The organism is Stenotrophomonas nitritireducens, from assembly GCF_050984405.1.
GTDB lineage: Bacteria > Pseudomonadota > Gammaproteobacteria > Xanthomonadales > Xanthomonadaceae > Stenotrophomonas > Stenotrophomonas nitritireducens_B.
In genome coordinates, this window is record NZ_CP158790.1 from 987,196 (window position 1) to 1,011,677 (window position 24,482).

The 24,482-nt window shown below is 68.6% G+C and carries 15 protein-coding genes; 14 read left to right on the forward strand and 1 reads right to left on the reverse strand.

What is annotated here, in order from left to right; translation table 11 throughout:
- The first annotated feature begins 13 nt into the window (after positions 1-13).
- The 14 genes from ABTV91_RS04140 (at position 14) to hglS (ending at position 21,281) form a co-directional block, all read left to right on the forward strand.
- Positions 14-3,031 carry a TonB-dependent receptor gene (locus tag ABTV91_RS04140; protein ID WP_433853359.1) on the forward strand — a complete coding sequence of 1,006 codons (3,018 nt, stop codon included), beginning with the start codon at positions 14-16 and terminating at the stop codon, positions 3,029-3,031.
- Positions 3,032-3,122: 91 nt separating this feature from the next.
- Positions 3,123-4,403, forward strand: a complete 1,281-nt coding sequence (gene lysA / locus ABTV91_RS04145; RefSeq protein ID WP_433853360.1) for a diaminopimelate decarboxylase — start codon at positions 3,123-3,125, stop codon at positions 4,401-4,403.
- Positions 4,404-4,534: 131 nt separating this feature from the next.
- Positions 4,535-5,206 (forward strand): N-acetylmuramoyl-L-alanine amidase, encoded by a 672-nt coding sequence (locus tag ABTV91_RS04150; RefSeq protein WP_433853361.1) that lies wholly within the window; start codon positions 4,535-4,537, stop codon positions 5,204-5,206.
- Positions 5,207-5,334: 128 nt separating this feature from the next.
- The gene (locus tag ABTV91_RS04155; RefSeq protein WP_433853362.1) at positions 5,335-8,238 is read left to right on the forward strand and encodes a TonB-dependent receptor domain-containing protein; all 2,904 of its coding nucleotides are present in this window, start codon (positions 5,335-5,337) and stop codon (positions 8,236-8,238) included.
- 95 nt (positions 8,239-8,333) lie between these two features.
- Positions 8,334-9,884 carry a serine hydrolase domain-containing protein gene (locus ABTV91_RS04160; RefSeq protein WP_433853363.1) on the forward strand — a complete coding sequence of 517 codons (1,551 nt, stop codon included), beginning with the start codon at positions 8,334-8,336 and terminating at the stop codon, positions 9,882-9,884.
- 526 nt (positions 9,885-10,410) lie between these two features.
- Positions 10,411-13,299, forward strand: coding sequence for a TonB-dependent receptor plug domain-containing protein (locus ABTV91_RS04165; RefSeq protein ID WP_433853364.1), 2,889 nt, complete (start codon positions 10,411-10,413; stop codon positions 13,297-13,299).
- A gap of 161 nt (positions 13,300-13,460) precedes the next feature.
- Positions 13,461-14,219 (forward strand): N-acetylmuramoyl-L-alanine amidase, encoded by a 759-nt coding sequence (locus ABTV91_RS04170; RefSeq protein WP_433853365.1) that lies wholly within the window; start codon positions 13,461-13,463, stop codon positions 14,217-14,219.
- 57 nt (positions 14,220-14,276) lie between these two features.
- Positions 14,277-16,316 carry a hypothetical protein gene (locus ABTV91_RS04175; protein WP_433853366.1) on the forward strand — a complete coding sequence of 680 codons (2,040 nt, stop codon included), beginning with the start codon at positions 14,277-14,279 and terminating at the stop codon, positions 16,314-16,316.
- 124 nt (positions 16,317-16,440) lie between these two features.
- Positions 16,441-17,142 (forward strand): M15 family metallopeptidase, encoded by a 702-nt coding sequence (locus ABTV91_RS04180; RefSeq protein WP_433853367.1) that lies wholly within the window; start codon positions 16,441-16,443, stop codon positions 17,140-17,142.
- A 172-nt stretch (positions 17,143-17,314) separates the two neighbouring features.
- Positions 17,315-17,695, forward strand: a complete 381-nt coding sequence (locus tag ABTV91_RS04185; protein WP_433853368.1) for a hypothetical protein — start codon at positions 17,315-17,317, stop codon at positions 17,693-17,695.
- Positions 17,696-17,917: 222 nt separating this feature from the next.
- Positions 17,918-18,274: an EF-hand domain-containing protein gene (locus tag ABTV91_RS04190; protein WP_433853369.1), complete on the forward strand. Its 357-nt coding sequence runs from the start codon at positions 17,918-17,920 to the stop codon at positions 18,272-18,274.
- Between the two features lie 137 nt (positions 18,275-18,411).
- A complete protein-coding gene (locus tag ABTV91_RS04195; RefSeq protein WP_433853370.1) occupies positions 18,412-19,173 on the forward strand; it encodes an HAD family hydrolase in 762 nt (253 codons plus the stop codon).
- Positions 19,174-19,223: 50 nt separating this feature from the next.
- Positions 19,224-19,766: a hypothetical protein gene (locus tag ABTV91_RS04200; RefSeq protein ID WP_433854114.1), complete on the forward strand. Its 543-nt coding sequence runs from the start codon at positions 19,224-19,226 to the stop codon at positions 19,764-19,766.
- A gap of 150 nt (positions 19,767-19,916) precedes the next feature.
- A complete protein-coding gene (hglS, locus tag ABTV91_RS04205; protein ID WP_433853371.1) occupies positions 19,917-21,281 on the forward strand; it encodes a 2-oxoadipate dioxygenase/decarboxylase HglS in 1,365 nt (454 codons plus the stop codon).
- A 78-nt stretch (positions 21,282-21,359) separates the two neighbouring features.
- Here hglS and ABTV91_RS04210 read toward each other — a convergent pair whose 3' ends face one another.
- A complete protein-coding gene (locus ABTV91_RS04210; protein ID WP_433853372.1) occupies positions 21,360-24,479 on the reverse strand; it encodes an efflux RND transporter permease subunit in 3,120 nt (1,039 codons plus the stop codon).
- Positions 24,480-24,482: the final 3 nt, after the last annotated feature.

The following is a 24,482-nucleotide window of genomic DNA, read 5'->3' on the forward strand; positions in this document are numbered from 1 at the left end:
GAGAGGGCAGGGGATGAACAGGAAAATGCTGAAGAAGGCGGCGCTCAGCGTCGCACTGGGTGCGTGCCTCGGCGCGCTGGCGCCCACGGTCATGGCGCAGAGCGCGACCGGCGCCATCGCCGGCCGCGCCAACGCAGGTGACCAGGTCACCATCACCAACACCGCCACGGGGCTGACCCGCACGGTGACCGTCGGCCGCGACGGCAGCTACCGCCTGAGCCAGCTGCCGGTCGGCGATTACAGCCTGACGGTCAAGCGCGACGGACAGAGCGACAAGGAACCGGTGGCGGTCAACGTATCGCTGGGCGGCACCACCACGGTCAACCTCGGCGGCAGCGACGCCGGCGCGGTGACGCTGGATTCGGTGCAGGTGGTGGGTTCGCGCATCGTGAACCGGGTGGACGTGTACTCCACGGAGTCTTCGTTCAACATCAACCGCGAGGAACTGGCGCGCATGCCGGTGGCGCAGGACCTGTCCTCGGTCGCGCTGCTCGCGCCGGGTGTCATCGGCGGCAACTCGTCGTTCGGCGGCATCTCCTTCGGCGGTTCGTCGGTGGCCGAGAACTCGGTGTTCATCAATGGCCTGAACGTCACCGATTTCTATAAGCGGCAGAGCTTTTCAGCGGCGCCTTTCGCGTTCTTCGAGGAATTCCAGATCAAGACCGGCGGGTACTCCGCCGAATTCGGCAGGTCCACCGGCGGCGTGATCAACGCGGTCAGCCGCTCGGGAAGCAACGAATTCAAGGGCGGCGTGACGATGACGTTCGAGCCGGCGGCCTGGCGCTCGGAGGCCGAGGATCACTACTACGCCGACGGTCGCGTCAACGTCCTGTCCAGCCACAACACCCGCAGCTTCACCAAGGCCAACGTATGGGGTTCCGGCCCGATCGTGAAGGACAAGCTGTTCCTGTTCGCCATGTATGAGCAGCGCGACAGCAAGGTAGGCAGCACCAATTCGGCCGGCAGCAGCTGGACCCAGAACACCTCTGACAATGGATTCTGGGGAACCAAGCTAGACTGGAACATAACCGACAACCATCTTCTGGAGTTGATGGCGTTCTCCGATGAGGGCGACAGCGACGCCGCGATCTATACCTACAATTTCGCGACATCCACGCGTGGCACGGATCAGCCCAGCCAATCCCGTGCCTCCAGCGGCGGCACCAGCGGTTCGGCGACCTACACCGGACATTTTGGTGACAATTTCACCGCCAAGGCGATGTACGGCTTCAATCGCAGCAGCAGCTACAACAAGTCTCCCGCAGACGCCCTGTGCGACTTCGTGACCTATGAGAACTCCAGCTACGGCGCGGTCTACCGGGCCATGGGCAGCCCGGTGCTGGGCTGTCACCCGGGTGGAACGATTGTCAATCACGAGGACGAGCGCATCGCCAAGCGCCTGGACTTCGAGTGGGTGCTCGGAGACCACCAGCTGCGCTTCGGCTGGGACCATGAGCTGATGACCACCGACCGCAGGACGGTCTATCCGGGGCCGACCCGCAAGTACTACACCGCCTATGGCACCAAGCCGGGCAACCTGCTCGACAACGGCTCGGTCGTTCCGGCGGGTGTGAACGCGATCCTGCGCGCACGCGAGCGCGCCGATGGCGGCGTGTTCGACATCAAGGCCAGCGCCTTCTATCTGGAAGACAATTGGAACGTCACACCCTCCCTGATGCTGAATCTCGGCGTGCGCGTGGACAACTTCGAGAACATGACCACGGTGGGGACCACCTTCACCAAGCAGGACAACCTGTTCTCGCCGCGCCTGGGCTTCTCTTGGGACATGAAGGGCGACGGCAGCACCAAGCTGTTCGGCAATCTCGGCCGCTACTACATGCCGATCCCGAGCATCCTGAGCTACAACTTCGCCGGCGGTCTCCTCGACGAGTACACCTACTACGCGCTGGACGGCTGGCGCCCGGAAACCAACCCGGTCACCGGTGCGCCGTACATGGCGCCGATCATTGGTGCGCAGATCGGCCCGGTGGACCAGTCGCAGAACATTGTCGTGCAGGACTTGCGACAGAGCGTGGATCGCGACCTGGATGCGGTCTATCAGGATGAAGCGATCCTTGGCTTCCAGAGCATGATCAACCAGGCGTGGTCCTGGGGCGTTACCGGCACTTACCGGCGCATGCCCAATGCGATGGACGACATGCTCATCAATTCGCTGTGCGGCACGCGCCACGGCAACCTGTGGCCGATCGCCAACCCTGGCGACAAGCTGACCCTGTGGGGCACCAAGGCCATGGGCTGCGCGCAGGATGGCTGGGTGACGATCGATACCTCCAAGGAAGGCTACATGACGGTGGGCAGCAACCGCATCATCGGTTACTCCAAGCCCAAGCGTACCTACAAGTCCATGGAGTTCCAGATCGACCGGGCATGGGACGACAAGTGGGCGTTCAATGCGTCCTACCTGTGGTCCAAGTCCGAGGGCAACCATGAGGGTCCGGTCAACTCGGATACCAACTATGGCGATACCGGTATGGTCCAGCACTGGGATCATCCGGCCAACAACGAGCGCTATGGCGATCTTTTCAACGACCATCGTCATCAGATCAAGCTCCGCGCCGCCTACAAACTCAACGAGATGTGGTCCTTCGGCAGCACCCTGACGGCGCTGTCCGGCGGCCCGATCACCGCTTTCGGCGTCACCTGGCCGGACGAGAACCGCGCCGTCGCAAGCTACACCAGCACCGGCAGTGGCGGCGGTACCGGCTGGCTCTGCGTGGACAAGTGCGCCGGGGCCTGGCAGGACCGCGTGTACAAGTACTCCGGCCGTGGCGCGTTCGGGCGCATGCCATGGACCTACAACCTGGGAGCGACCGTCACCTGGACACTGCCGGTCGAGGGCATCGACCTGAAGGCCAACCTGTCCATCTACAACCTGCTCAACACCCAGGAAGTGATCAACGTGGCTGCACGCTATGAAGGCCAGCCGGGCGTGATGCGTGACACCTTCGGCACCGGTACCCGCTGGCAGTCGCCCCGCTACGCACAGCTGGTCGTGACCTGGAACTTCTGATCCGGCCACGGCAATGACGATGCAACCGCGGTACTGAGTTCCTCCTCTGGCGGCCCGTGCATGGGGCCGCCATCTTTTTTGGAGCAATGCCTTGGATCAGGGATTCACACGACACGACGGGCACGCCTTTCCGGACGCGTTCCGGCAGGTGGACCTGGCGGCCCTGGCGGCCCGCGAGGGCACGCCGCTGTACGTCTACGCCGCGCCGGCGATCCGCCAGCGGGTACGGGCGCTGCGCGACGCGCTCGCCGGTCTGGACGCCGGCATCCGCTACGCGGTGAAGGCCAACGGCAATGGTGCGGTGTTGCGCCTTCTGGCCGAGGAAGGCGCGGGTGCGGACATCGTGTCCGGCGGCGAGCTGGAACGCGCGCTGCGCGCCGGCATCGCCGCGGCCGACATCGTGTTCTCCGGCGTGGGCAAGTCCGACGCGGAGATCGCGCTCGCGCTGGACGTGGGCATCGGCCGCTTCAACATCGAATCCCGCGCCGAGCTCGACGCCATCCAGCGCATCGCCGCCGCGCGCGGCGTCACCGCCGTGGCCTCGGTGCGCATCAATCCGGATGTGGACGCGAAGACCCACGCCAAGATTTCCACCGGCAAGGCCGAGAACAAGTTCGGCGTATCCATCGCCGAGGCGCGTGCCTGGTTCGACGCGAAGGCGCAGTGGCCCGCCGTACGCCTGGACGGGCTGCACATGCATATCGGCTCGCAGCTGCTGAGCCTGGACCCGGTACGCGAGGCGCTGGCGCGCATGACCGCGTTCTGGAAGGAACTGGAAAGCGCCGGCCACGCCATCGCCAGCATCGACGTCGGCGGCGGGCTGGGCGTGCGCTACCGCGAGGGCGAGCAGGCGCCGGACGCGCGCGAGTACGCCGATGCGATCCGCCAGGCGCTGGCCGGCTTCGGCGGGCGCATCCTGGTCGAGCCGGGACGTTGGCTAGTAGCGGAGGCCGGCATCGTGCTGACGCGCGTGCTGCTGGAAAAACACGGCCAGGCGCGCCGCTTCCTGGTGCTGGACGCGGCCATGAACGATCTGCTCCGGCCCAGCCTGTACGACGCCTGGCACGACATCGTGCCGGTCGGCGACGCGTCCGGCCGCGAAACCGTGGTTTACGACGTGGTGGGGCCGGTGTGCGAGACCGGCGACACCTTCGCCACCGCGCGCGCGCTGCCGCGCTGCGAGGCCGGCGACCTGGTGGCGATCCTCGGCGCCGGCGCCTACGGCGCGTCGATGGGATCGACCTACAACTCGCGCCCGCTGCCGGCCGAAGTACTGGTGGACGGCGAGCGCTATGCGGTGGTGCGCCACCGCCAGAGCCTGGATGAAATGCTGGCCGGTGAACAGCCCGCCAGCGACTGGAGGCGGGTATGAGTAAGCGAGGAACGAGTGTGGAGGAACGAGGAACGAGAGAGAGCGGGAGAGTGCGGGCTTTTCGCCTTCGCTCGTTCCTTGTTCCTCTTCTCTCATTGCTGCTGCTGAGCGCCTGTGCGCACCGCAATCCCATGGCGAAGTGGGAACGCTCGCCCAACTTCGACACGCGCCGGCCAGTGGTGGTGGTGCTGCACTACACCGCCGGCAAGACCGCCGAGGGCAGCCTGCGCACGCTGCAGACCGCCAACAGCAACGGCCCGGTCAGCGCTCACTACCTGCTGGGCAAGGACGGCACGCTGTACCAGCTGGTCGACGAGGAAAAGCGCGCCTGGCACGCGGGCGACGGCCGCTGGGGCACCATCACCGACCTCAACTCGGCGTCGATCGGCATCGAGATCGACAACGACGGCTACACGCCCTATCCGGACGTGCAGATCGAGAAGCTGATCGTGCTGCTGGAGGACGTGACCCGGCGCCAGGGCATCCCGCGCCAGCAGGTCATCGGCCACGAGGACCTGGCGCCGGGGCGCAAGATCGATCCGGGCCCGCTGTTCCCGTGGAAGCGTCTGCATGAGGCCGGCTTCGGCATCTGGCCCGACCCGGCCGCCGGCGATCCGCCGCCGGAGTTCGACGGCTGGCTGGCGATGGCCGCCATCGGCTATCCGCTCGACGACCGTGCCAACGCGCTGCAGTCCTTCCGCCACCACTTCCGCGGCATGCGCAGCGAGGGCGCCGAACTCGACGCCGAGGACCTGCGCATCCTCTACGGCCTGAGCCGCGCGCTGCTGCGAACGCGGGACTGAACCGGGACCGGGCCGCCGGCCCGGCGCCACGTACAGGAGAGATCGGCCAGGGACTGGCCTGCATCGCCGCTACACCTCGCTGAACCTCCACCCTTCCACCACACCGGAAAAACCGGAGAGAGGTCGTAATGCCCGTTTGTCGTAACGAACTGAAGCGCGGCCGGCTGGTCGCGGCGATCATCATGGGGTTGACGCTGCCAGCCCTCGCGTCGGCCGCCAGCGCGGACAACGCCGCCCAGCAGCAACCCGATAAACCGGACCCGGTTCCCGCCGCCACGGACAAGGCCGCCGCGCAGACCCTGGACAAGATCCAGGTCACCGGCTCGCGCATCAAGCGCACCGAAGTCGAAGGCCCTTCGCCGGTGGTGGTGATCACCGCCGAGGACATCAAGAAGGAAGGTTTCAGCACCATCGCCGAGGCGCTGGGTACCTTGACCCAGTTCACCGGCAACGTCGTCGGTGGCGAGTGGAACTTCGGCAACCAGGCGCCGAGCGCGTCCTATCTCAACCTGCGCGGCCTGGGCGTGGGCTACCAGCTGATCCTGCTCAACGGCAAGCGCATGGCCGACTACGCGGCCGCGTCCACGCCGTCGGACACCGGCATCAGCATCGGCAGCATCCCGGCGGCGGCGGTCGCGCGCATCGAGGTGCTCAGCAGCGGCGCGTCGGCCATCTACGGCTCGGACGCGGTGGCCGGCGTGGTCAACATCATCACCAAGGACAACTGGGAAGGTAACCACCTGCGCATCCGCGGCGGTACCTATACCGACGGCGGCGGCGACACCGGCAACCTGCAGTTCAGCGGCGGCAAGGCGTGGGAGCGCGGCAGCATCACCTATGCGTTCGAGCAGTTGAACCGCGAGCCGGTCTACGCCTGGCAACGCAATGACCGGGGCATCGGCGACATGCGGACCGCCCCGCTGCAGAGCAAGGACCCGAACCGCCTGACCTGGGCGCCGGCCGACGGCCTGACCTTGTGGTTCTACGACACGCCCGGCGGCTACATGCACTACAACTCGTGGCTGGACCGGGACGGCAACCTGGTCACCGCTTCCCCGGGCTCGCCCGATGCCGGCGGCGCGCTGCAGTACTCCTGCGCCAACGCCAGCCCGAAGTACACACCGTACTACCCGTACGACGACCCGGCCGACGGCGATACGCCGACCGCCTGCGGCAACATGCACTACTACGACTGGGCCACGCTGTCGAACAAGTACAACAAGACCTCGGCCTACGTGTCAGGCAACTATCGTTTCACCGACAACCTCGAAGGCTATGGCCAGTTGCTGGTCACCCATGCGCGCGACCAGATGACCAGCCGCGCCAGCCTGTACGTGTTCAACCAGGGAAACGCCACCGACAAGACCCTGGGCATGTTCGAGTACCAGCGCATCCTCGATCCGGAGCAGTCCGGCGGCATGCCGCAGCGCGTCTACAGGGAGATCGGCATCAGCGCCAACATGGGCGTGCGCGGTACCGTGTTCGACCGCTTCGACTGGGACATGGGCCTGACCTTCTCCAGCAGCGAGATGAAGAGCTGGTGGCGCCAGGGCCTGACCAACAAGGTGCACACCTTCCTGTTCGGCGAGGCCATCGGCACCGCCAACGGTGGCCCGCTGTACGACCTGGGGCCGGAGCAGTTCCAGCACATGTTCGGGCCGACCTCGGCGGCGGACTTCATGGCCATGACCGACATCGTGGTCAACCGCAACAAGTCCTCGGCCAGCACCGCGCAGTTCGTGTTCACGGGCCCGTTGTTCGAACTGCCGGCCGGCGAAGTGGAAATGGCGTTCGTGGCCGAGGCCTCGCATTCCAAGTACGACCTGGCCCCGGACATGCGTTCGCGCAACTCCTACCAGGGGGAGGACCACACCTTCAACTACAACGCCACCTGGGGCGGCGGCTCGCGCGACCGCTACGGCACCGGCCTGGAGCTGCGCGTTCCTGTGTTCGAGCGCCTGACCGCGACCCTGGCCGGCCGCTATGACAGATACGACGACATCTCCGACGTCGGGGGTGCCTCCACCTGGGCGGCCGCGCTGGAGTGGCGCCCCCTGGACAACCTGCTGGTGCGCGCCAACCACCAGACCAGTTTCCTCGCGCCGAACCTGATGTGGGTGTATGGCGGGCCGGTGTCGTCCTACGGCAACTTCGTCAACGACTACATGTGCCGCAAGGACGGGATGGACCTGTCGACGACCGCCGGTCGCAGGGAGTGCAACAACAGCGACTACGTCGACGGCCTGTGGTGGACCTCCGGCGGCATGAACACCCAGCTGCACGAGGAGACCGCCGAGTCCGACGGCATCGGCTTCGTCTGGGACGTGTTCCAGGGCTTCTCGCTCAGCGCCGACTACTGGCGGGTCAAGCTCGAGGGCAAGAGTTCGCTGCTGAGCGTCGCTGGCATCCTGGAAGGCAATACCGACTGCCTGATGGGATCGAAGATCAATGGCGACCCGGTGGACTCGGGGTCGGGCAAGTGCGCGATGTATGCCGGTTATGTCCAGCGTGACGCGGAGGGGCGCATCACCGCCCTGAGTTCCGGCGCGATCAACCAGGCCGGCGTGCGTACCGATGGTTTCGATGCCAGCCTCAAGTACAACTGGACCTGGGGCAGGCTGGGCGACTTCGGCGTGAACGCCGGGTTCACCCGTGTGCTGGGCTACGACGAGCAGACCACCGAGGGCGACGACTGGGAAGACGCGATGCACTGGACCTCGCGTGTGGCCTTCCGCACCCGCACCAACTGGACGCTGAGCTGGGCCAGGGACGACTGGAACGTCAACCTGTACGGCTACCGCAACGGCCCGCGCATGAACTACTACGCGACGAAGCTCCTGCGTCCGTTCGTGCAATGGAACGCCAGCGTGTCCCGGCAGATCACCGACAACATGCGGCTGGGCGTGGACGTGGTCAACGTGTTCAACAACTACGGCCCGAAGGACGACACCTACACCGCCTTCCCGTACTACCAGGGCATCTACGGTCTGATGGGACGCGCGGTGTACGTGAACCTCGACATCGATTTCTGATGCCGGGGCCGGATTTTTCGGTAGCTGTTGCCGCAGCTCTCCCTGCGGCAACCTCCCGGCGGCGCACCCCGCCGCCGGGTTCTGGAAACATGCTGATGAAACGACTCCTGCTCTGCCTCGCCCTGTTCCCGGGCATCGCCCACGCCGCGGTTCCCACGGACGATGCGGCGTTCTACGACAAGGCCGTGCAACAGGCCTTCGAGCACTACCGGCTGCCCGGCGTCGCGGTCGGCGTGATCGAGGACGGCAAGGTGGTGCATGTGGCCACCCGCGGCGAGCAGGCGGCCGGGGAAGGGAAGGCGGTCGATGCCGATACGCTGTTCAAGATCGCCTCCAACACCAAGGCGATGACCGCGGCGGTGCTGGCGCGGCTGGTGCAGGCCGGGCGGCTGCGCTGGGAAGATCCCGTGACCAGGTACCTGCCGTCGTTCCGCATGTACGACCCGTGGGTCACGCGCAACATGCAGGTGCGCGACCTGTTGATCCACAACAGCGGCCTGGGGCTGGGCGCGGGCGACCTGATGCTGTGGCCGGAGCCGAACCACTTCACCCGCCAGGACATCATCGCCGGGCTGGCGCACCTCAAGCCGGCCGGCAGCTTCCGCGCCGACTACGCCTACGACAACCTTCTGTACGTGGTGGCGGGCGAGGTGGCCGCGGTCGCCGGCGGCAAACCCTACGCGGCGCTGGTGCGGCAGGAGATCTTCGCGCCGCTGGGCATGGACCGCTGCCAGGTCGGCGAATGGTCGCCGCAGGCGGTGGGCAACGTCGCCCAGCCGCATTACCGGCAGGACGGGCGCAACGTGGTCGGTGGGCGCGATGGCGACCTGGCCGTGGATTTCCCGTCGATGGCGGCCGGCGGCGTGCGCTGCAGCCTGGACGACATGCTGCGCTGGATGCGGGCGCTGCTCGACCCGGCGCAGGCGCCAGGCTGGCTGGACGCCACCCAGCGCCGCGCGCTGTGGACCGCGCACATGCCCATGCCCGTCGGCCAGCGCCTGCGCGACTGGGACAACACCCATTTCCTCGCCTACGGCTACGGCTGGCGCCTGTCGGACATGGACGGGCAGTGGAAGGTGGCGCATACCGGCACGCTGTCGGGCATGTATTCGTCGCTGGCGCTGTTGCCGGACCGGCGCGGCGGCGTGGTCATTCTGATCAACGGCGAGGGCGAGGACGCGCGCACCGCGCTGATGCAGGCGCTGCTCAAGCGCCAGACCGCACCGGCCGCCGGCCACGATGTCCTCCATTACGCGCGGCTGCTGGAACAGGAACGGGCGCAGCGCCGTGCCGACGGCCATGTGCGCCCTGTCCTGGCGCAGGCCATGGCGGTCGCGGCACGGGATTTCGGCGGCGATGCGGGCGTGTGGTCCGACCCGTGGTTCGGGCAGGTCGCGCTGTGCCCGGCCGGCGAAGGCATCGTGTTCGCCTCGGTGAAGTCGCCGGCCATGCGCGGCCGGGTCATGTCGTCCGGCGGCCGCCCCTGGGTGCAGTGGCAGGACCTGGGCGAGGACGCGGAGGCGTGGCTGGAGTTTTCCGGTGACGGCGCGCAGCGCACGCTGCGCATGCGCGCCATCGATCCGGACATCGACTTCAGCTACGACTACCAGGACCTGGCGTTCCGCCGGGTCGGTGATTGCCCGTGAGTGCAATGGGCGGACGGCTGCAACATGCTCGCGCCGCAGGCCGCGCGGCTGACGCGGTCATGCACCAGGGCAATGGGCGATGCCGCGCATGTTGTGCAACGCATCACGAAAATATTTTATTTCCATAGCCAAGGGCATGGGGAATGGTTTATTGACCACCGGAATCGGCACGTGTTAAACAGCTGTGAAACCGGGCTGGGCGGAGGCGGATGCGCCCGCCGTTTCCTTGCACAGAGGCCTGCACGACGCAGCCGCTGGAAGGACACCCCGGCGCTGGACAGGCCTGCAGTCGGGCTTGGCATGTTGCAGGCCGGCAGACAAGGACGCTCCCCGGTGCGGTGCAACCATGGAAGGAGAGGTGCGGCCCCGGGGAGGTGGCGCGCATCCGGTTGCCTTGGCGGAATCGTGCCGCCCCCTTGAGGATCGATGGATGGTCGCCGTAACCCGCCAGCACGGATTTGGAAGTGGACCGGCATCGTTCCCGCAGCATCCCCCCGTTACGCGCCCTTTTTTGGAGAGAGAGAGCATGTCCGCATCCGCACGCACCCCACGAATGCACCACCTGAGCGCCGCACTGCTGCTGGCGCTCGGCAGCCCGCTGGCCGCCTTCGCCCAGTCCCAGCCGGCGGCAGGCACGTCCTCGCCCGAAGCCCGCACGCTCGACAAGATCGAAGTCACCGGCTCGCGCATCAAGCGCACCGATGTCGAGGCGGCGATGCCCGTCACCATCATCCAGAAGGCCGAGATCGAGGCGCAGGGCATCACCTCGGCCGAACAGCTGCTGCAGCAGCTGAACATCGCCAGCAGCGGCCCCGACAGCCTGGCCGCCAACAGCGGCGTGGCCCCTCCGGGTACGCGCGGCAACAACGGCGTGTCCGGCGCCAACCTGCGCGGCCAGGGCGCCGACGCGACCCTGGTGCTGCTCAACGGCCGCCGCGTCGCCGCGCACGGCCTGGCCGGCCAGGTCGTCGACCTGAACTCGATTCCCTTCGCCGCGATCGAGCGCGTGGAAGTGCTGCGCGATGGCGCGTCGGCCGTGTACGGCACCGACGCCATCGGCGGCGTGATCAACTTCATCACCCGCAACAACTACCAGGGCATCACCCTTACCGCCGGCGCCGACGTCACCGAGGAAGGCGGCGGCAACATCTACCACGGCAGCCTGCTCGGCGGCTGGGGCGACCTGGACAATGACCGCTGGAACGTCTGGGCCGCGGTCAACGCCAAGAAGAACAAGATCCTGCGCGGCAACCAGCGCGATTTCGTCAACAGCTTCCAGGCCGACCGCGGCCTGTCGCCGGATACGCGCGGCACGCCGTTCGCCAACATCGTCACCGGCACCGGCAGCATGATCGGCGGCGGCCTGAAGGACCCGAACACCAACCTCACCAAGACCACCATCAATACGCTGCGCCTGCCCGGCGGCGCCGGCTGCGAGAACGGCGGCGACATGATGGGCGACTACGGCGACAAGATCTGGGCCAGCCCCGGCGCCAGCTTCGGTTGCGCGTGGGATTACGGCCGCGCGCGCACCATCCAGCAGCCGGTGGACACGGTGCAGGGCATCGGCCGTGCCACCTTCAAGGTCGGCGAGAACCATGAGTTCTTCGCCGAATTCATGGGCTCCAAGGTGACCTCCAAGCGCCAGTTCGAGGCGCAGCAGATCACCACCAGCATCAACGCCAGCGCGACCCAGCTCGACGCCTACGAGCTGAACGCCAATACCAAGGCGACCTACGACGCGATCTACAACCAGCTGCACGATTATTTCGGCGACCAGGCCAACCTGGTCTACGGCAGCCCCATCGCCTACCGCTGGCGCTGCGAGGTGTGCGGCCCGCGCCAGATCGAGACGACCACCAAGGCCTACCGCGCGTTGCTGGGCATGACCGGCAGCCTCGGCAGCTGGGACTACAACATCGGCCTGTCGCGCGCGCAGAGCAAGGCCGAGTCGGTGACCGCCGGCGGTTACTACTACACCCCGCAGCTGAAGGCCGCGCTCAAGAACGGCGTGCTCAACCCGTTCCTGATGCCGGGCCAGGACCAGTCGCAGGCCGCCTACGACGCGCTGGCCGCGGCCGACGCCAGCGGCCTGCAGATCTACGAGGGCACCTCGACCACCACCACGTTCGACGCGAGCTTCAGCGGCAGCCTCGGCTTCAGGCTGTGGAGCGGGAACGACGTGCAGGCCGCGGCGGGCGTGGACGTGCGCCGCGAGGAATACGAGTTCGGCGGCCCGGCCGAATGGGTCGCGGGCAACGCCTACGTCTTCGGCGTTCCCGGCGATGCCTCCAACTACATGTCGCCCAAGCAGCGCAACGTCAAGGCGGTGTTCGCGGAGGTCAACCTGCCGGTGGTCGACAGCCTGGAAGTGAACCTGGCCGTGCGCCACGACCGTTACGACGGCTTCGGCGGCACCACCAATCCGAAGTATTCGTTCAAGTGGCAGCCGATCGACTGGCTGGTGTTCCGCGGCTCCTACAGCACCGGCTTCAAGGTGCCCGACTTCGCCAAGCTGTTCCGCGGCATCACCGAGAGTCAGTACACCGGCCTGGACCTGGCCGATCCGGCGACCTGCCCGAAGGGCCAGTACAACCCGGACGTGGCCAACTGCAGCGAGCAGATCCGCCCGGACATCATCACCGGCGGCAACCCGAACCTGAAGCCGGAAGAAGCCGAACAGCGCAGCATCGGCTTCGTGTTCGCGCCGCACGGCAACTTCAACGTCAGCGTCGACTGGTGGGAGATCGAGCGTTCCAACACGATCCGCAGCGGCTTCAACCTGTCCACGATGACAGCGAACTACCCGCTGTACGCGTCGAACTTCATCCGCGACGGGAGCGGGAAGATCATCGCCATCGACCAGCGCTACATCAACACCGGCGGCACGCTGACCCGCGGCATCGAGCTGGACGCCAACCTGCGCGGCGAACTGGCCGGCGGCAACTGGAACGTCCACCTCAACGGCAACTACCTGGACACGTTCAAGACCAAGACCTTCGACAGCCTGCCCTACAGCGACAACCTGGTCGGCGAGTACGAGCGCTACTACAACCTGCCGATCAAGTGGAAGCACACCCTCGGCATCGGCTGGGCCAGGGGCGACTGGGCGCACACGCTGACCCAGGTCTACCGTGGCGGCTACAAGGACTGGAAGCCGGGCGGCATCGTCAATGGCTACACCCCGCCGGCCTGGGACGGCAACGTCGATGCCTACATCACCTACAACTACAGCCTGACCTGGTCCGGCATGGAGAACCTGAAGGCGACGTTCGGCATCCGCAACCTGCTCAACACCGATCCGCCGTTCACCGTGCGCTACCTGGACGACGGCGACGGCGCGGGCTGGGAAGCGCGCGTGGCCGACCCGCGCGGCCGTTCCTTCAACCTGCTGCTGGAGTACCGCTTCCAGTAATGCGGCAGCGGTGGTTCCGTCTTGCCCTTCTCCCTATTAAGAGAAGGTGCCCGCAGGGCGGATGAGGGCGGCGCGGAGCGCCGCGCCTCACCCGACCCCTCTCCCGCCGGGAGAGGGGCCTGATCCATGCTTCGATAGGATTCAACCCAATCTCATCGCTCATGAACATTTCGATTTCGCGCCTGCCGCCGTTGCTGCTCGCTGCCGCCCTGCTCACCGCCTGCGGCCACACGCCCCCGCGCAATCCGCTGGCGACCTGGGTGCCTTCGCCCAACGAGGACGTGCGCCGGCCCAACCTGATCGTCATCCATTTCACCGAGCAGGACTCGGTGCAGCAGAGCCTGGATACGCTGCGCAGCCGCAACAGCGGCGGCCCGGTCAGCGCGCATTACCTGATCGGCGCCGATGGCAGGAACTACCAGCTGGTCAGCGACGAACGCCGCGCCTGGCACGCCGGCGCCGGCAGCTGGGGACCGTTCACCGATCTCAACTCCGCGTCCATCGGCATCGAACTGGACAACGACGGCAAGTCGCCGTTCGCCGAGGCGCAGATCCAGAGCCTGCTGGTGCTGCTGGAAGACCTGTGCACGCGCCTGCGCATCCCGCGCAGCCAGATCATCGGCCACCAGGACCTGGCGCCCACGCGCAAGCCCGATCCGGGCCCGCTGTTCCCGTGGAAGCGCCTGGCCGACGCCGGCTTCGGCCGCTGGCCGGCCGCCGACGCGCCGCCGGCGCCGGACGGGTTCGACCCGTGGACCGCGCTGCGCCTGATCGGCTATCCGCTGGACGACCGCGCCGCCACGGTGCGCGCCTTCCGCAACCATTTCCGTGGACAGGGCGGCACCGAACTGGACGCCGAGGACCTGCGCATCCTGCATGCGCTGGCGCCGCGCGACCCATCCGCCCCCATCACTCCCTGAGGCCGGCGCATGACTCGACCGAACCGTGCATCCTTTCCCCGTACCGGACGCATCGCCATGACGTTCGCCCTGAGCCTGGCGGCGATCAGCCCGGCCGCGCTTGCCGCCGACGACGCCGGACGGCTGGGCCTGCCGCCGTTGCCGGCATCGACCGAGTTCGTGCGGCAGCGTACCCAGTTCCAGCTTCACACGCTGCTGACCGAACAGCGCCACCCCAGGACCTGGAACCTCAGCGAAGCGGCGGCGACCGACCCGGCGCAGGCGCTGGCGCAGCTGTTCTCGGTGGACGAGGACGTGGCCCGCGCCTTCGCCGCGCTGGCCGACGACCCGCAGCGCATGGCGAAGCTGCATGCGGCATCGAGCGCGGTGCAGCGCGCGCTGCGCGACGGCCACCGCATCTACTTCTATGGCACTGGCTCCACCGGCCGCCTCGCCGAGACGCTGGAAAGCGGGGTGTGGCGCCCGTTCTGGAACCGCATGCAGGCCGACCCGGCGTGGCCGCGCATCGCCGCCAAGCTGCCGTCCAACCTCGGCGAGCGCGTGCGCGGCGAGATCACCGGCGGCGACCGCGCGTTGATCAGCTCGCTGGAAGGCTTCGAGGACCTGCAGCTGATCGGCGCGCTGCAGATGCGCGACGACGGCATCGGCGCCGACGACGTGGTGTTCGCGGTGACCGAAGGCGGCGAGACCTCGGCGGTGATCGGCACCGCGCTGGCCGCCGCCGACCAGCGCGGCGCGGACACCGACCGCGTCTGGTTCGTCTACAACAACCCGGACGAAGTGCTGCGCCCGTTCGAACGCAGCCGCCGCGTGCTCGACGACGCGCGCATCCACAAGATCGCGCTGCCGACCGGCCCGCAGGCCATCACCGGCTCCACGCGCATGCAGGCCACCACCACCAGTCTGTACGCGCTGGGCCTGGTGCTGGAGGACGCGCTGCGCGCGCTGCTGCTGCCGCACCTGCCGGCGGCCGACGCGCAGCGCCTGGGCCTGGACGCGAAGGACAGCATCGAGAGCCGCCTGCGCGGCTTCGCCGGCCTGCAGCGCAGCGTGGCCGGCAGCGCGCCGCAGCTGGCGCAGTGGACCGTGCGCGAAGCGCAGGCCTACACCGATGGCCGCCACGCCACCTACCTGGCCGGCGAAACCCTGATGCCGGTGTTCGTGGACGTGACCGAGCGCGCGCCGACCTTCCGCCTGGCGGCGCTGGACCGCACCGACACCGCGCCGCCGGCGTCGTGGATCCGCGTGTGGGCGCCGGTGGCCACGCCGCAGGCCGCCTGGGACGCCCTGCTGCACCGCCCGTTCCACGGGCTGGACGCCGCGCAGTACCGCCCGCAGTTCGAGCAGAAGGTGGACGACCCGGCGCTGCGCGCCACCGCGCTGCGCAGCCTGGAGCGCGCCGGCGCCGAGCAGCAGGCGCTGTACGACCTGTCCTGGTCGCCGGCCAACCGCCAGCGCCTGCCGCCGCAGGCGGGCGACCTGGGCGTGCTGCTGCGGTACGCCGGCGAACCGGTGGACGCGCTGGCCCGGCAATGGTGGAAGGCGTTCGGCGACGCCGGCGCCGGCCGGCTCACCGTCACCGTGGGGCATGGCGCGGCTTCGGGCGATGCCTTGAAGAGCCTGGATGGCGCGGCGCAGGGCATCGCGCTGGACCTGCCGCAGCGCCACGATCCGCTCGGCCTGGACCGCACCCTGGCGCTGAAGATGCTGCTCAACGCGCATTCGACCGCGGTGATGGCGCGGCTCGGGCGCACCGTCGGCAACACCATGACCGCGGTACAGCCGGGCAATTTGAAGCTGATTGGCCGCGCCACCTACCTGATCCAGTCGCACGTCAACGCGGTGCTCGACGGCAAGCGCTGGCGCGCGCAGCACGGCGACACCGCGCCGCTGAGCTATGCCGAGGCCAACCGCGTGCTGTACGAGGCGATCGACCAGCGCGCGCGCCTGCCAGAAGCGGGGCAGCTGCCCGAGGTCGAACTGGCGATCGTCGCCGTGCTCGAACGCCTGGACAGCGGCAGGCCGCTGGACTGGACCGATGCCGCACGGCAGCTGCGCGAAAAGGGCCTCAACGGCTACCTGCGCGAACGCAACTGACCTGCAGGAGCGCATGTAGGAGCGCACTTCAGTGCGCGAAGAAGCTTTCCCGGTGAAGCCCCACCGCGCACTGAAGTGCGCTCCTACATGCGCTCCTGCCACCACAAGCCCACAGGAGATTGCAATGCGTAACCGCGGCCATGCGCTGGCTCTGCTGCTGGCCTGCACGGGCGTACAGGCAGCCGCGCCGACGGTATCCCCGGCCACGACGCCGGCGCAGGCCGGCATGCTGGACGTCGCCACACTGGCGCCGGGCTTCTCGCTGGACATGCGCTACGCCGGCAGCGACAACTTCACCGGCCGGCCGGTGCCCGGCTACGACGCACCGCGCTGCTACCTGCTCGCGCCCGCCGCGCAGGCGCTGGCGCGCGTGCAGCGCGCCCTGCAGGCGCAGGGCCACGCGCTGCGCCTGTACGACTGCTACCGCCCGGTGCGCTCGGTGCAGTCGTTCGTCGCCTGGGCGCACGACCCGGCCGACCAGCAGGCCAAGGCGCGCTACTACCCGAACATCGACAAGAGCCGGCTGCTGGACGGCTACATCGCCGAGCATTCCGGCCACAGCCGCGGCGCCACCGTGGACCTGGGCCTGCTCGACTGCCGCCAGGGCGATTGCGTGGAACGGGACATGGGCACCGGCTTCGACCGCTTCGACCCGCTGGCCCATACCGACAGCCCCGACATCACCCCGCAGCAGCGCCACAACCGCCAGCTGCTGCTCGATGCGATGCGCGCCGAGGGCTTCGCCAACTACCCGATGGAATGGTGGCACTACACCTTCCGCCCCGAACCGACCCCCGACACCGCCTACGACTTCCCGGTCCGCTGACGGTCCGCCCGTAGGAGCGGCTTCAGCCGCGAAGGGGCGTGCGTGGAAATGTCGCGCAACAGCCGCATTCCCATGGGGATCAATTGCAAAGCCCTTTCGCGGCTGAAGCCGCTCCTACGGGTTTTGCGCAGCCCGGATACACTGCCGCTCCCCGTTGCCGCGACCGACGCCGATGAACCTGGAACTGCACTACGGACTGCTGGGCTCGCTGGAAGCGGCGCTGATCGCGCTGGCGGTCGGCTTCGTGGTGTTCTTCCTGTGGTGGCAGGTCTGCCGCCGCGCCGGGCTGTCGCAGGGCCACGCCATCGCCTGGGCCTGCCTGGCCGCGGTCGCCATCGGCGCGGGCGTGGACGGCTGGAACCTGTTCTACCTGGGCATGGTGCAGTTGGAGTCGCCGCTCTATGCGCGGCTGGCGCTGGCCGGCATCCACGATCCGGACCAGTTGGGCACGCGCGTGGTGCTGGAAGTGGCCGGCGCGCTGGTCGGCGTGGGGCTGGGATGGCGGGCGTTCAGTTCGCACAGCGCGGCGATCGACGACAACGGCGTCGACTGAGCGCACCCGCGGCCGCGCGTGTTGCCGCCGATGGAACGCCCGAATGCGCGGCTTACCTGCGGCTCACGCGGCGCTAACCAAGGCGGTAACGGATCGGCGGGCGGCGGTGGTTAAGAGCGTGTCTGCCGTCGATCCACGGGGGGCATGCGATTCAGCGCGGGGTTGCGAGGGTGGGGCCGTGCGGATCCACCGCGCTTTCCCAACACCGCAGGAGAACACCCGATGACCGTTCGCAACCGCAACCCGTTGTTCGCCCTCGTCGCCGCCGTCGGTGCCGCGCTGGCGATGCCGGCCATGGCCCAGGACCCGCAGGCGCAGCAGGAGCGCCAGGCGCAGGAGCGGGCCGCGCAGGATGCCACCCAGGCGCAGCAGGGCACGGCCGCCGACGCCGCGGCATCGGCCAATGGCGAAGGCCAGTCGTGGGCCAGCCTGGATGCCGACGGCGACGGCAGCATCAACCGCACCGAGGCGCAGGCCCATGCCGGCCTGGCCCAGGTCTTCGACGCCGCCGACGCCGACAAGGACGGCAAACTGACGCCGGACGAGTACCGCACCTACGCCGCCTCGCAGCAGAAATAACCCTCCGGCCTCCGGCAGAACCGACGGGAGCGGCCTCTGGCCGCTTCCGTCGTATCCGGAGGCCGGCGCGAGGGGGCCACCTGGCGCGGCGCGAAGGCCGCGCGCGGCGGCGGGGGCCGGTTGCTATCCTGTGGCGCATGACTTCCGCATCCCCCGCATCCGCAGATTCCCCCTCCATTCCAGCGGCCATCGGCCTGGTCGGCTTCGACGGCGACGACACGCTCTGGAAGAGCGAGGACTACTACCGCCAGGCCGAGCAGGATTTCGAAGCCGTGCTCGGCCATTACATCGACCTGCACGACGCCGGCACCGCGCAGCACCTGCTCAAGGTCGAGCGGCGCAACCTCGAGGTGTTCGGCTACGGCGCCAAGGGCATGACCCTGTCGATGATCGAGGCCGCCATCGAACTTACCGGCGAGCGCATCTCCGCCGCGCACCTGCGCCAGATCGTCGAGATCGGCCGCCGCACCCTGCAGCATCCGGTCGAGGTGATCGACGGCGTGCGCGAGGCGGTGGCCGCTATCGCTGCGCGCTGGCCGGTGGTGCTGATCACCAAGGGCGACCTGTTCCACCAGGAGCAGAAGATCGAGCGCTCCGGCCTGCGCGACCTGTTCCCGCGCATCGAGATCGTCTCGGAGAAGGACCCGGCCACCTATGCGCGGGTACTGGCCGAATTCGACCTGCCGGCCGAGCGCTTCGTGATGATCGGCAACTCGCTGCGTTCGGACATCGAGCCGGTGCTGGCGCTCGGCGGCTGGGGCGTGCACACGCCGTATGCCGTGACCTGGGCGCATGAAGCCGAGCATGGGGTTTCCAGCGACGAACCGCGCCTGAGCCTGGCCGATACCGCCTGGCAGTGGCCGGAGGCGGTGGCGGCGATTGAGGCGAGAAACGAGTGAACAGGAATGAGGACCGAGTAAAGGCGGAGGCAAAGGCAAGAGCGAAGCGGCTGCGTTGCTGCTTTCTCTCGTTCCTCGTTCCTCTCCACTCGTTCCTGCTCCTGGCCGTTCCCGGTGCGGCTTTGGCACAGGCGACGTCTGCGCCATCGGCCGCTGCCCCCTATGAACCGCGCACCGGCGACGCCTGGCTCGACCGGCAGTTGGCCGACGTCAATCTGTATGCCGCGCGCTACCCCGATGCCTTCGTCGACGAGCTGGTGCGCTATGGCGGCGCGCGCCGCGGCTACGTCGAGGCGCTGCTGCAGCAGCATGGCTGGGTGCCCGGCGACGTCTGGTTCGCCTGCTTCTGGGGCCAGGCCATCGGCGCCAGCTGCCGCGAGCCGGTGCAGGCCCGCACCCGGCACCCGGGCGAAGGCTGGAAAGCCGTGGTGGAAACTCTGCCGGTGGCGCCGGACAACCTGCACTGGCGCGCCGTGCGCCACGCGCTCGTCGCCAGCTACGACCATTGGGACCGCCCGGTCCCGCTGGACGCGCTGCTGCGGCGCCAGCTGGGTGATCGCGCGGAGCGCGACGCGGCCCGCGGTCACCCGTAGGAGCGGCTTCAGCCGCGACCGGAACCCGCACGGGCAGGGCCGTTCGCGGCTGAAGCCGCTCCTGCGGTTTTCGGGGAGAAGACGGATGACCCGGGGCCGTCATCCGGGCGAAAATGGCCGCTTCCCCCGCCACGCCGTGCGCCCCCCGCCATGACCGCCGACCGTTTCGTCTCCACCGACCACATCCGCAGCCTGTTCTCGCAGGCGATGTCGCACATGTACCGCACCGAAGTGCCGCTGTACGGCACCCTCGTGGAGCTGGTCGGCGAGGTCAACGCCGGCGTGCTGGCCGCGCAGCCGGACCTGGCGGCGCAGATGCAGCGCAGCGGCGAGCGCGAGCGCCTGGACGTGGAACGCCATGGCGCGATCCGCGTCGGTACCGCGCAGGAGCTGTGCACGCTGCGGCGCCTGTTCGCGGTGATGGGCATGCAGCCGGTGGGGTATTACGACCTGTCGGTGGCCGGCGTGCCGGTGCACTCCACCGCATTCCGCCCGGTCGACGGCGAATCGCTCAACCGCAATCCGTTCCGCGTGTTCACCTCGCTGCTGCGGCTGGAGCTGATCGAGGATGAGGCGCTGCGCGCGCAGGCCGCGGAAATCCTGTCGCGCCGCTGCATCTTCACCCCGGGCGTGCTGCAGCTGATCGAACAGTGCGAACGCGACGGCGGCCTGTCCGACGAGGACGCATGGCGCTTCGTGGTCGAGGCGCTGGAGACGTTCCGCTGGCACAACGCCGCCACCGTATCGCTGGAGACCTACCACGCGCTGCACGCCGCGCACCGGCTGGTGGCCGACGTGGTCAGCTTCCGCGGCCCGCACATCAACCACCTCACTCCGCGCACGCTGGACATCGATGCCGCGCAGGCGGCGATGCACGCGCGCGGCCTGGCCGCCAAGGCGGTGATCGAAGGCCCGCCGCGCCGCGACTGCCCGATCCTGCTGCGCCAGACCAGCTTCAAGGCGCTGGAGGAACTGGTGCATTTCCCGTCGGGCGAGGACAACGCCGCCGGCACCCACACCGCGCGCTTCGGCGAGATCGAGCAGCGCGGCCTGGCGCTGACTCCGAAGGGCCGCGCGCTGTACGACGCGCTGCTGGCGCAGGCGCGCGACAACGGCGGCGCCGGCAGCACCGGCGGCGACTACGCGCAGCGCCTGCAGGCCGCGTTCGCCGGCTTCCCCGACGACCACGCCACCCTGCGCCGCGAGGGGTTGGGGTACTACCGCTACGCGCTGACCGACGCCGGCCGCGCCGCACCGGCCGCCGAACGCACGCTGCCGGCCGAGGTGCTGATCGAGCGCGGCCTGGCCACCGCCGAACCGATCGTCTACGAGGACTTCCTGCCGGTCAGCGCGGCGGGCATCTTCCAGTCCAACCTGGGCGGCGAGGAGCAGCGCGCCTACGCGGCGTGCGCCAACCGCGAGGCGTTCGAGCAGGCGCTGGGCGCGACGGTGGCGGACGAGTTCGCGATCTACGAACGCCTGCAGGCGGAGTCGCTGGCGCAGCTGGCGGCCTGATCCGCATGCCGGGCAATGCCCGGCAGAGGCGTTGCCATCGCGTTCCATCGGGGCATTGCGCCAGCTTCGCTGGAAGCGTCAGGCCCGTGCGATCCGCCGCTGCTTCCGGCGCTCGCGGCGCCGCGCGCGCCAGCCGCGCCAGTGCTGCTGCAGGCAGGAGAAGATCACGTACAGCGCCGGGGTGCTGAGCAGGGTCAGGCTCTGCGAGATCAGCAGGCCGCCGATCATCGCGATGCCGAGCGGACGGCGCAGTTCCGAACCTTCGCCCAGGCCGATGGCCAGCGGCAGCGCCGCCAGGATCGCCACCATGGTGGTCATCATGATCGGGCGGAAGCGCACGATGCTGGCCTCGCGTACCGCTTCGGCCGGCGACCTGCCGTGCTCGCGCTGCGCCACCAGGGCGAAGTCGATCATCATGATCGCGTTCTTCTTGACGATGCCGATCAGCAGCACCAGGGCGATGGTCGAGATCACCGACAGGTCGGTGTTGGTCACCCACAGCGCCAGCAGCGCGCCCATGCCGGCGGCGGGCAGGGTGGACAGGATCGTCACCGGGTGCACCAGGTTCTCGTACAGCATGCCCAGCACGATGTAGACCGTGGCGATGGCGGCGATGATCAGCATCAGCATCGCGGTGGGGTCCAGCGCCTGGCGGAAGCCGCCGGGTTCGGCCTGGCGGATGTCGCCGGGCATGCGCAGGCCGTCGATGGCGGCCTTGACGATGGCATCGCCCTCGCCGCTGCTCACGCCGGGCGCCAGGTTGTAGCTCAGGTCCATCACCGTGTACTGGTTCTGGTGGGTCACCTGCGACGGCGCCAGGCCCGGTTCCTGGTGGGCGAAGGCGGTCAGCGGGATCATCTGCCCGCTGCTGGAGCGCACGTACACATCGTTGATCGCGGCCGGGCTGCCGGTCTGTTCCGGCAGCGCGTTGACCACCACGCCGTACTGGTTGAGGTCGGCGTAGATGGTGGAGATCTGGCGCTGGCCGAAGGCGCCGTACAGCGCGCCGTCGATGGCGCCGATGCCCACGCCCAGGCGCGAGGCCTTCTCGCGGTCGATGACGATCTTCTGCATCAGCCCGCCCTTGTCCACGTCCGAACCGACGTCGCGCAGCTTCGGGTTCTGCCTCAGCGCCTCCACCAGCTTCGGCAGCCATTCGGCCAGTTGCGCGGCGTCGTTGCCCTGCAGGGTGACGCGGTTCTGGGCGCCCTGTCCGCCACCGCCGCCGCCATCGGACGGCAGGTCCTGGATGGCGCGCAGGCGCACGTCCAGGTCGGGGAACTGCGCGGCCTTGGCGCTCAGACGCGCGACCACCAGGCTGGTGGGTTCGCGCCGGCCCTCGGCCATGGTCTTCAGTTCGATGTTGAACTGCGCGCTGCTGCCCTGGCGGCTGGAGCCCAGCCGCGAGCCGACCATTTTCACCGCCGGGTCGGCCAGGAACATGTCGCTCAGGCGCCGCTGGCGCGCGCTCATTTCGTTGAAGGACACGGTGGCGCTGGAACTGGCGCGGCCCCAGATCAGGCCGGTGTCCTGCTCGGGGAAGTTGCCCTTGCCGACCGCGCCGGCGAGGTAGAACGTGGCCACGATCAGCAGCAGCGGGGTCAGCGCCAGCAGCAGCGCGTGGCGCAGCGAGAAATCCAGCGCGACCGTATAGACCTTCAACATGCCGCCGTGCACCTTGTCGAGCAGGCGGTGCATGCGCGATTCGCGCACATGCGCCTCGTGCGGCTGCAGGAAGCGCGCGCACAGCGCCGGGGTCAGGGTCAGCGACACCACCGCCGAGACCATGATCGCCGCCACCAGGGTCAGGGTGAACTCGCGGAAGAACGCGCCGATCATGCCCTGGGCGAAGATGATCGGCAGGAACACCGCCACCAGCGAGGCGGTGATGGAGACGATGGTGAAGCCGATCTCGTGCGCGCCGGCCATCGCCGCCTGCATGCGCGGCATGCCGTCGTCCAGGTGGCGCATGATGTTCTCGATCACCACGATGGCATCGTCGACGACGAAACCGATGGCGATCACCAGCGCCAGCAGGGTCAGGTTGTTGAGGGTGAAGCCCAGCACCATCATCACCACCGCCGCGCCGGCCAGCGACAGCGGCACGGTCACCGCGGCGATCAGCGTCGGCGCCAGCCGGCGCAGGAACAGGGCCATGGTCAGTATCACCATCGCCAGACTGATCATCAGCGTGATCTGCACTTCGGCCAGCGAGGCGCGGATGGTCGGCGTACGGTCGAAGTAGGGCGTGAGCGTGGTGCCGGCGTCGAGGTAACCGGACAGCGCCGGCATCTCCGACTTCACCCTGTCCACGGTCGCCACCAGGTTGGCGCCGCTGCGCAGGTAGACGTACATCAGCACGCCGCGCCTGCCGTTGAACCACGCCGCCTGGAAGGCGTCCTGCTGGCCGTCGTAGACGGTGGCGATGTCCTTCAGCCGCACCACCGCGCCGTCGTGGCTGGCGATGGCGACGTTGGCGAAGTCGGCGGCCTTGCGCACCTGGTCGTTGAGCACGATGGCGGTCTGGCTGCTGCCGTCGCTGAGGAAGCCCAGCGGCGAGGCCACGTTGGCCGCGCGCATGGCGTTGCGCAGGTCGTCCGGGCTCAGCCCCAGTGCGTTCATCGCGCGCAGGTTGAGGTCCACGCGCACCGCCGGGGTGGAGGCGCCGGCGATGTCCACCTGCGACACGCCGGGCAGTTGGCGCAGGCGCTGCGCCAGCAGCGAATCGGCCAGGTTGTACAGCTCGGCGACGGACTGCGTGTCCGAGGTCAGCGACAGCGCGACCACCGGGTCGTCGTTGGGGTTGGCCTTCTGGTAGGTCGGCGTGTTGATGCCGGCCGGCAGGTCGGCCATGGCGGCGTTGATCGCCGCCTGCACGTCCTGCGCGGCGGCGTCGATGTCGCGGCTGGTGTCGAACATCAGGAACACCATGCTGCGGCCGTCGCTGCTGCTCGAGCGCATGGTGCTGATGCCCGGCACCTGGCCGAGGTGGCGTTCCAGCGGCGCGGTGACGGTGGCGGCCATGGTGTCGGCGTCGGCACCGATGTTGCTGGCCTGCACGAAGATCACCGGGATCGACAGGTTCGGCAGCGCCGCCACGCCCAGCCGCAGGTAACAGAGCAGGCCGGCGAAGAACAGGCCGATGGCCAGCAGGGTGATGCCGATCGGGCGCTTGATGAAGGGCGCGGAGATGTTCATGGG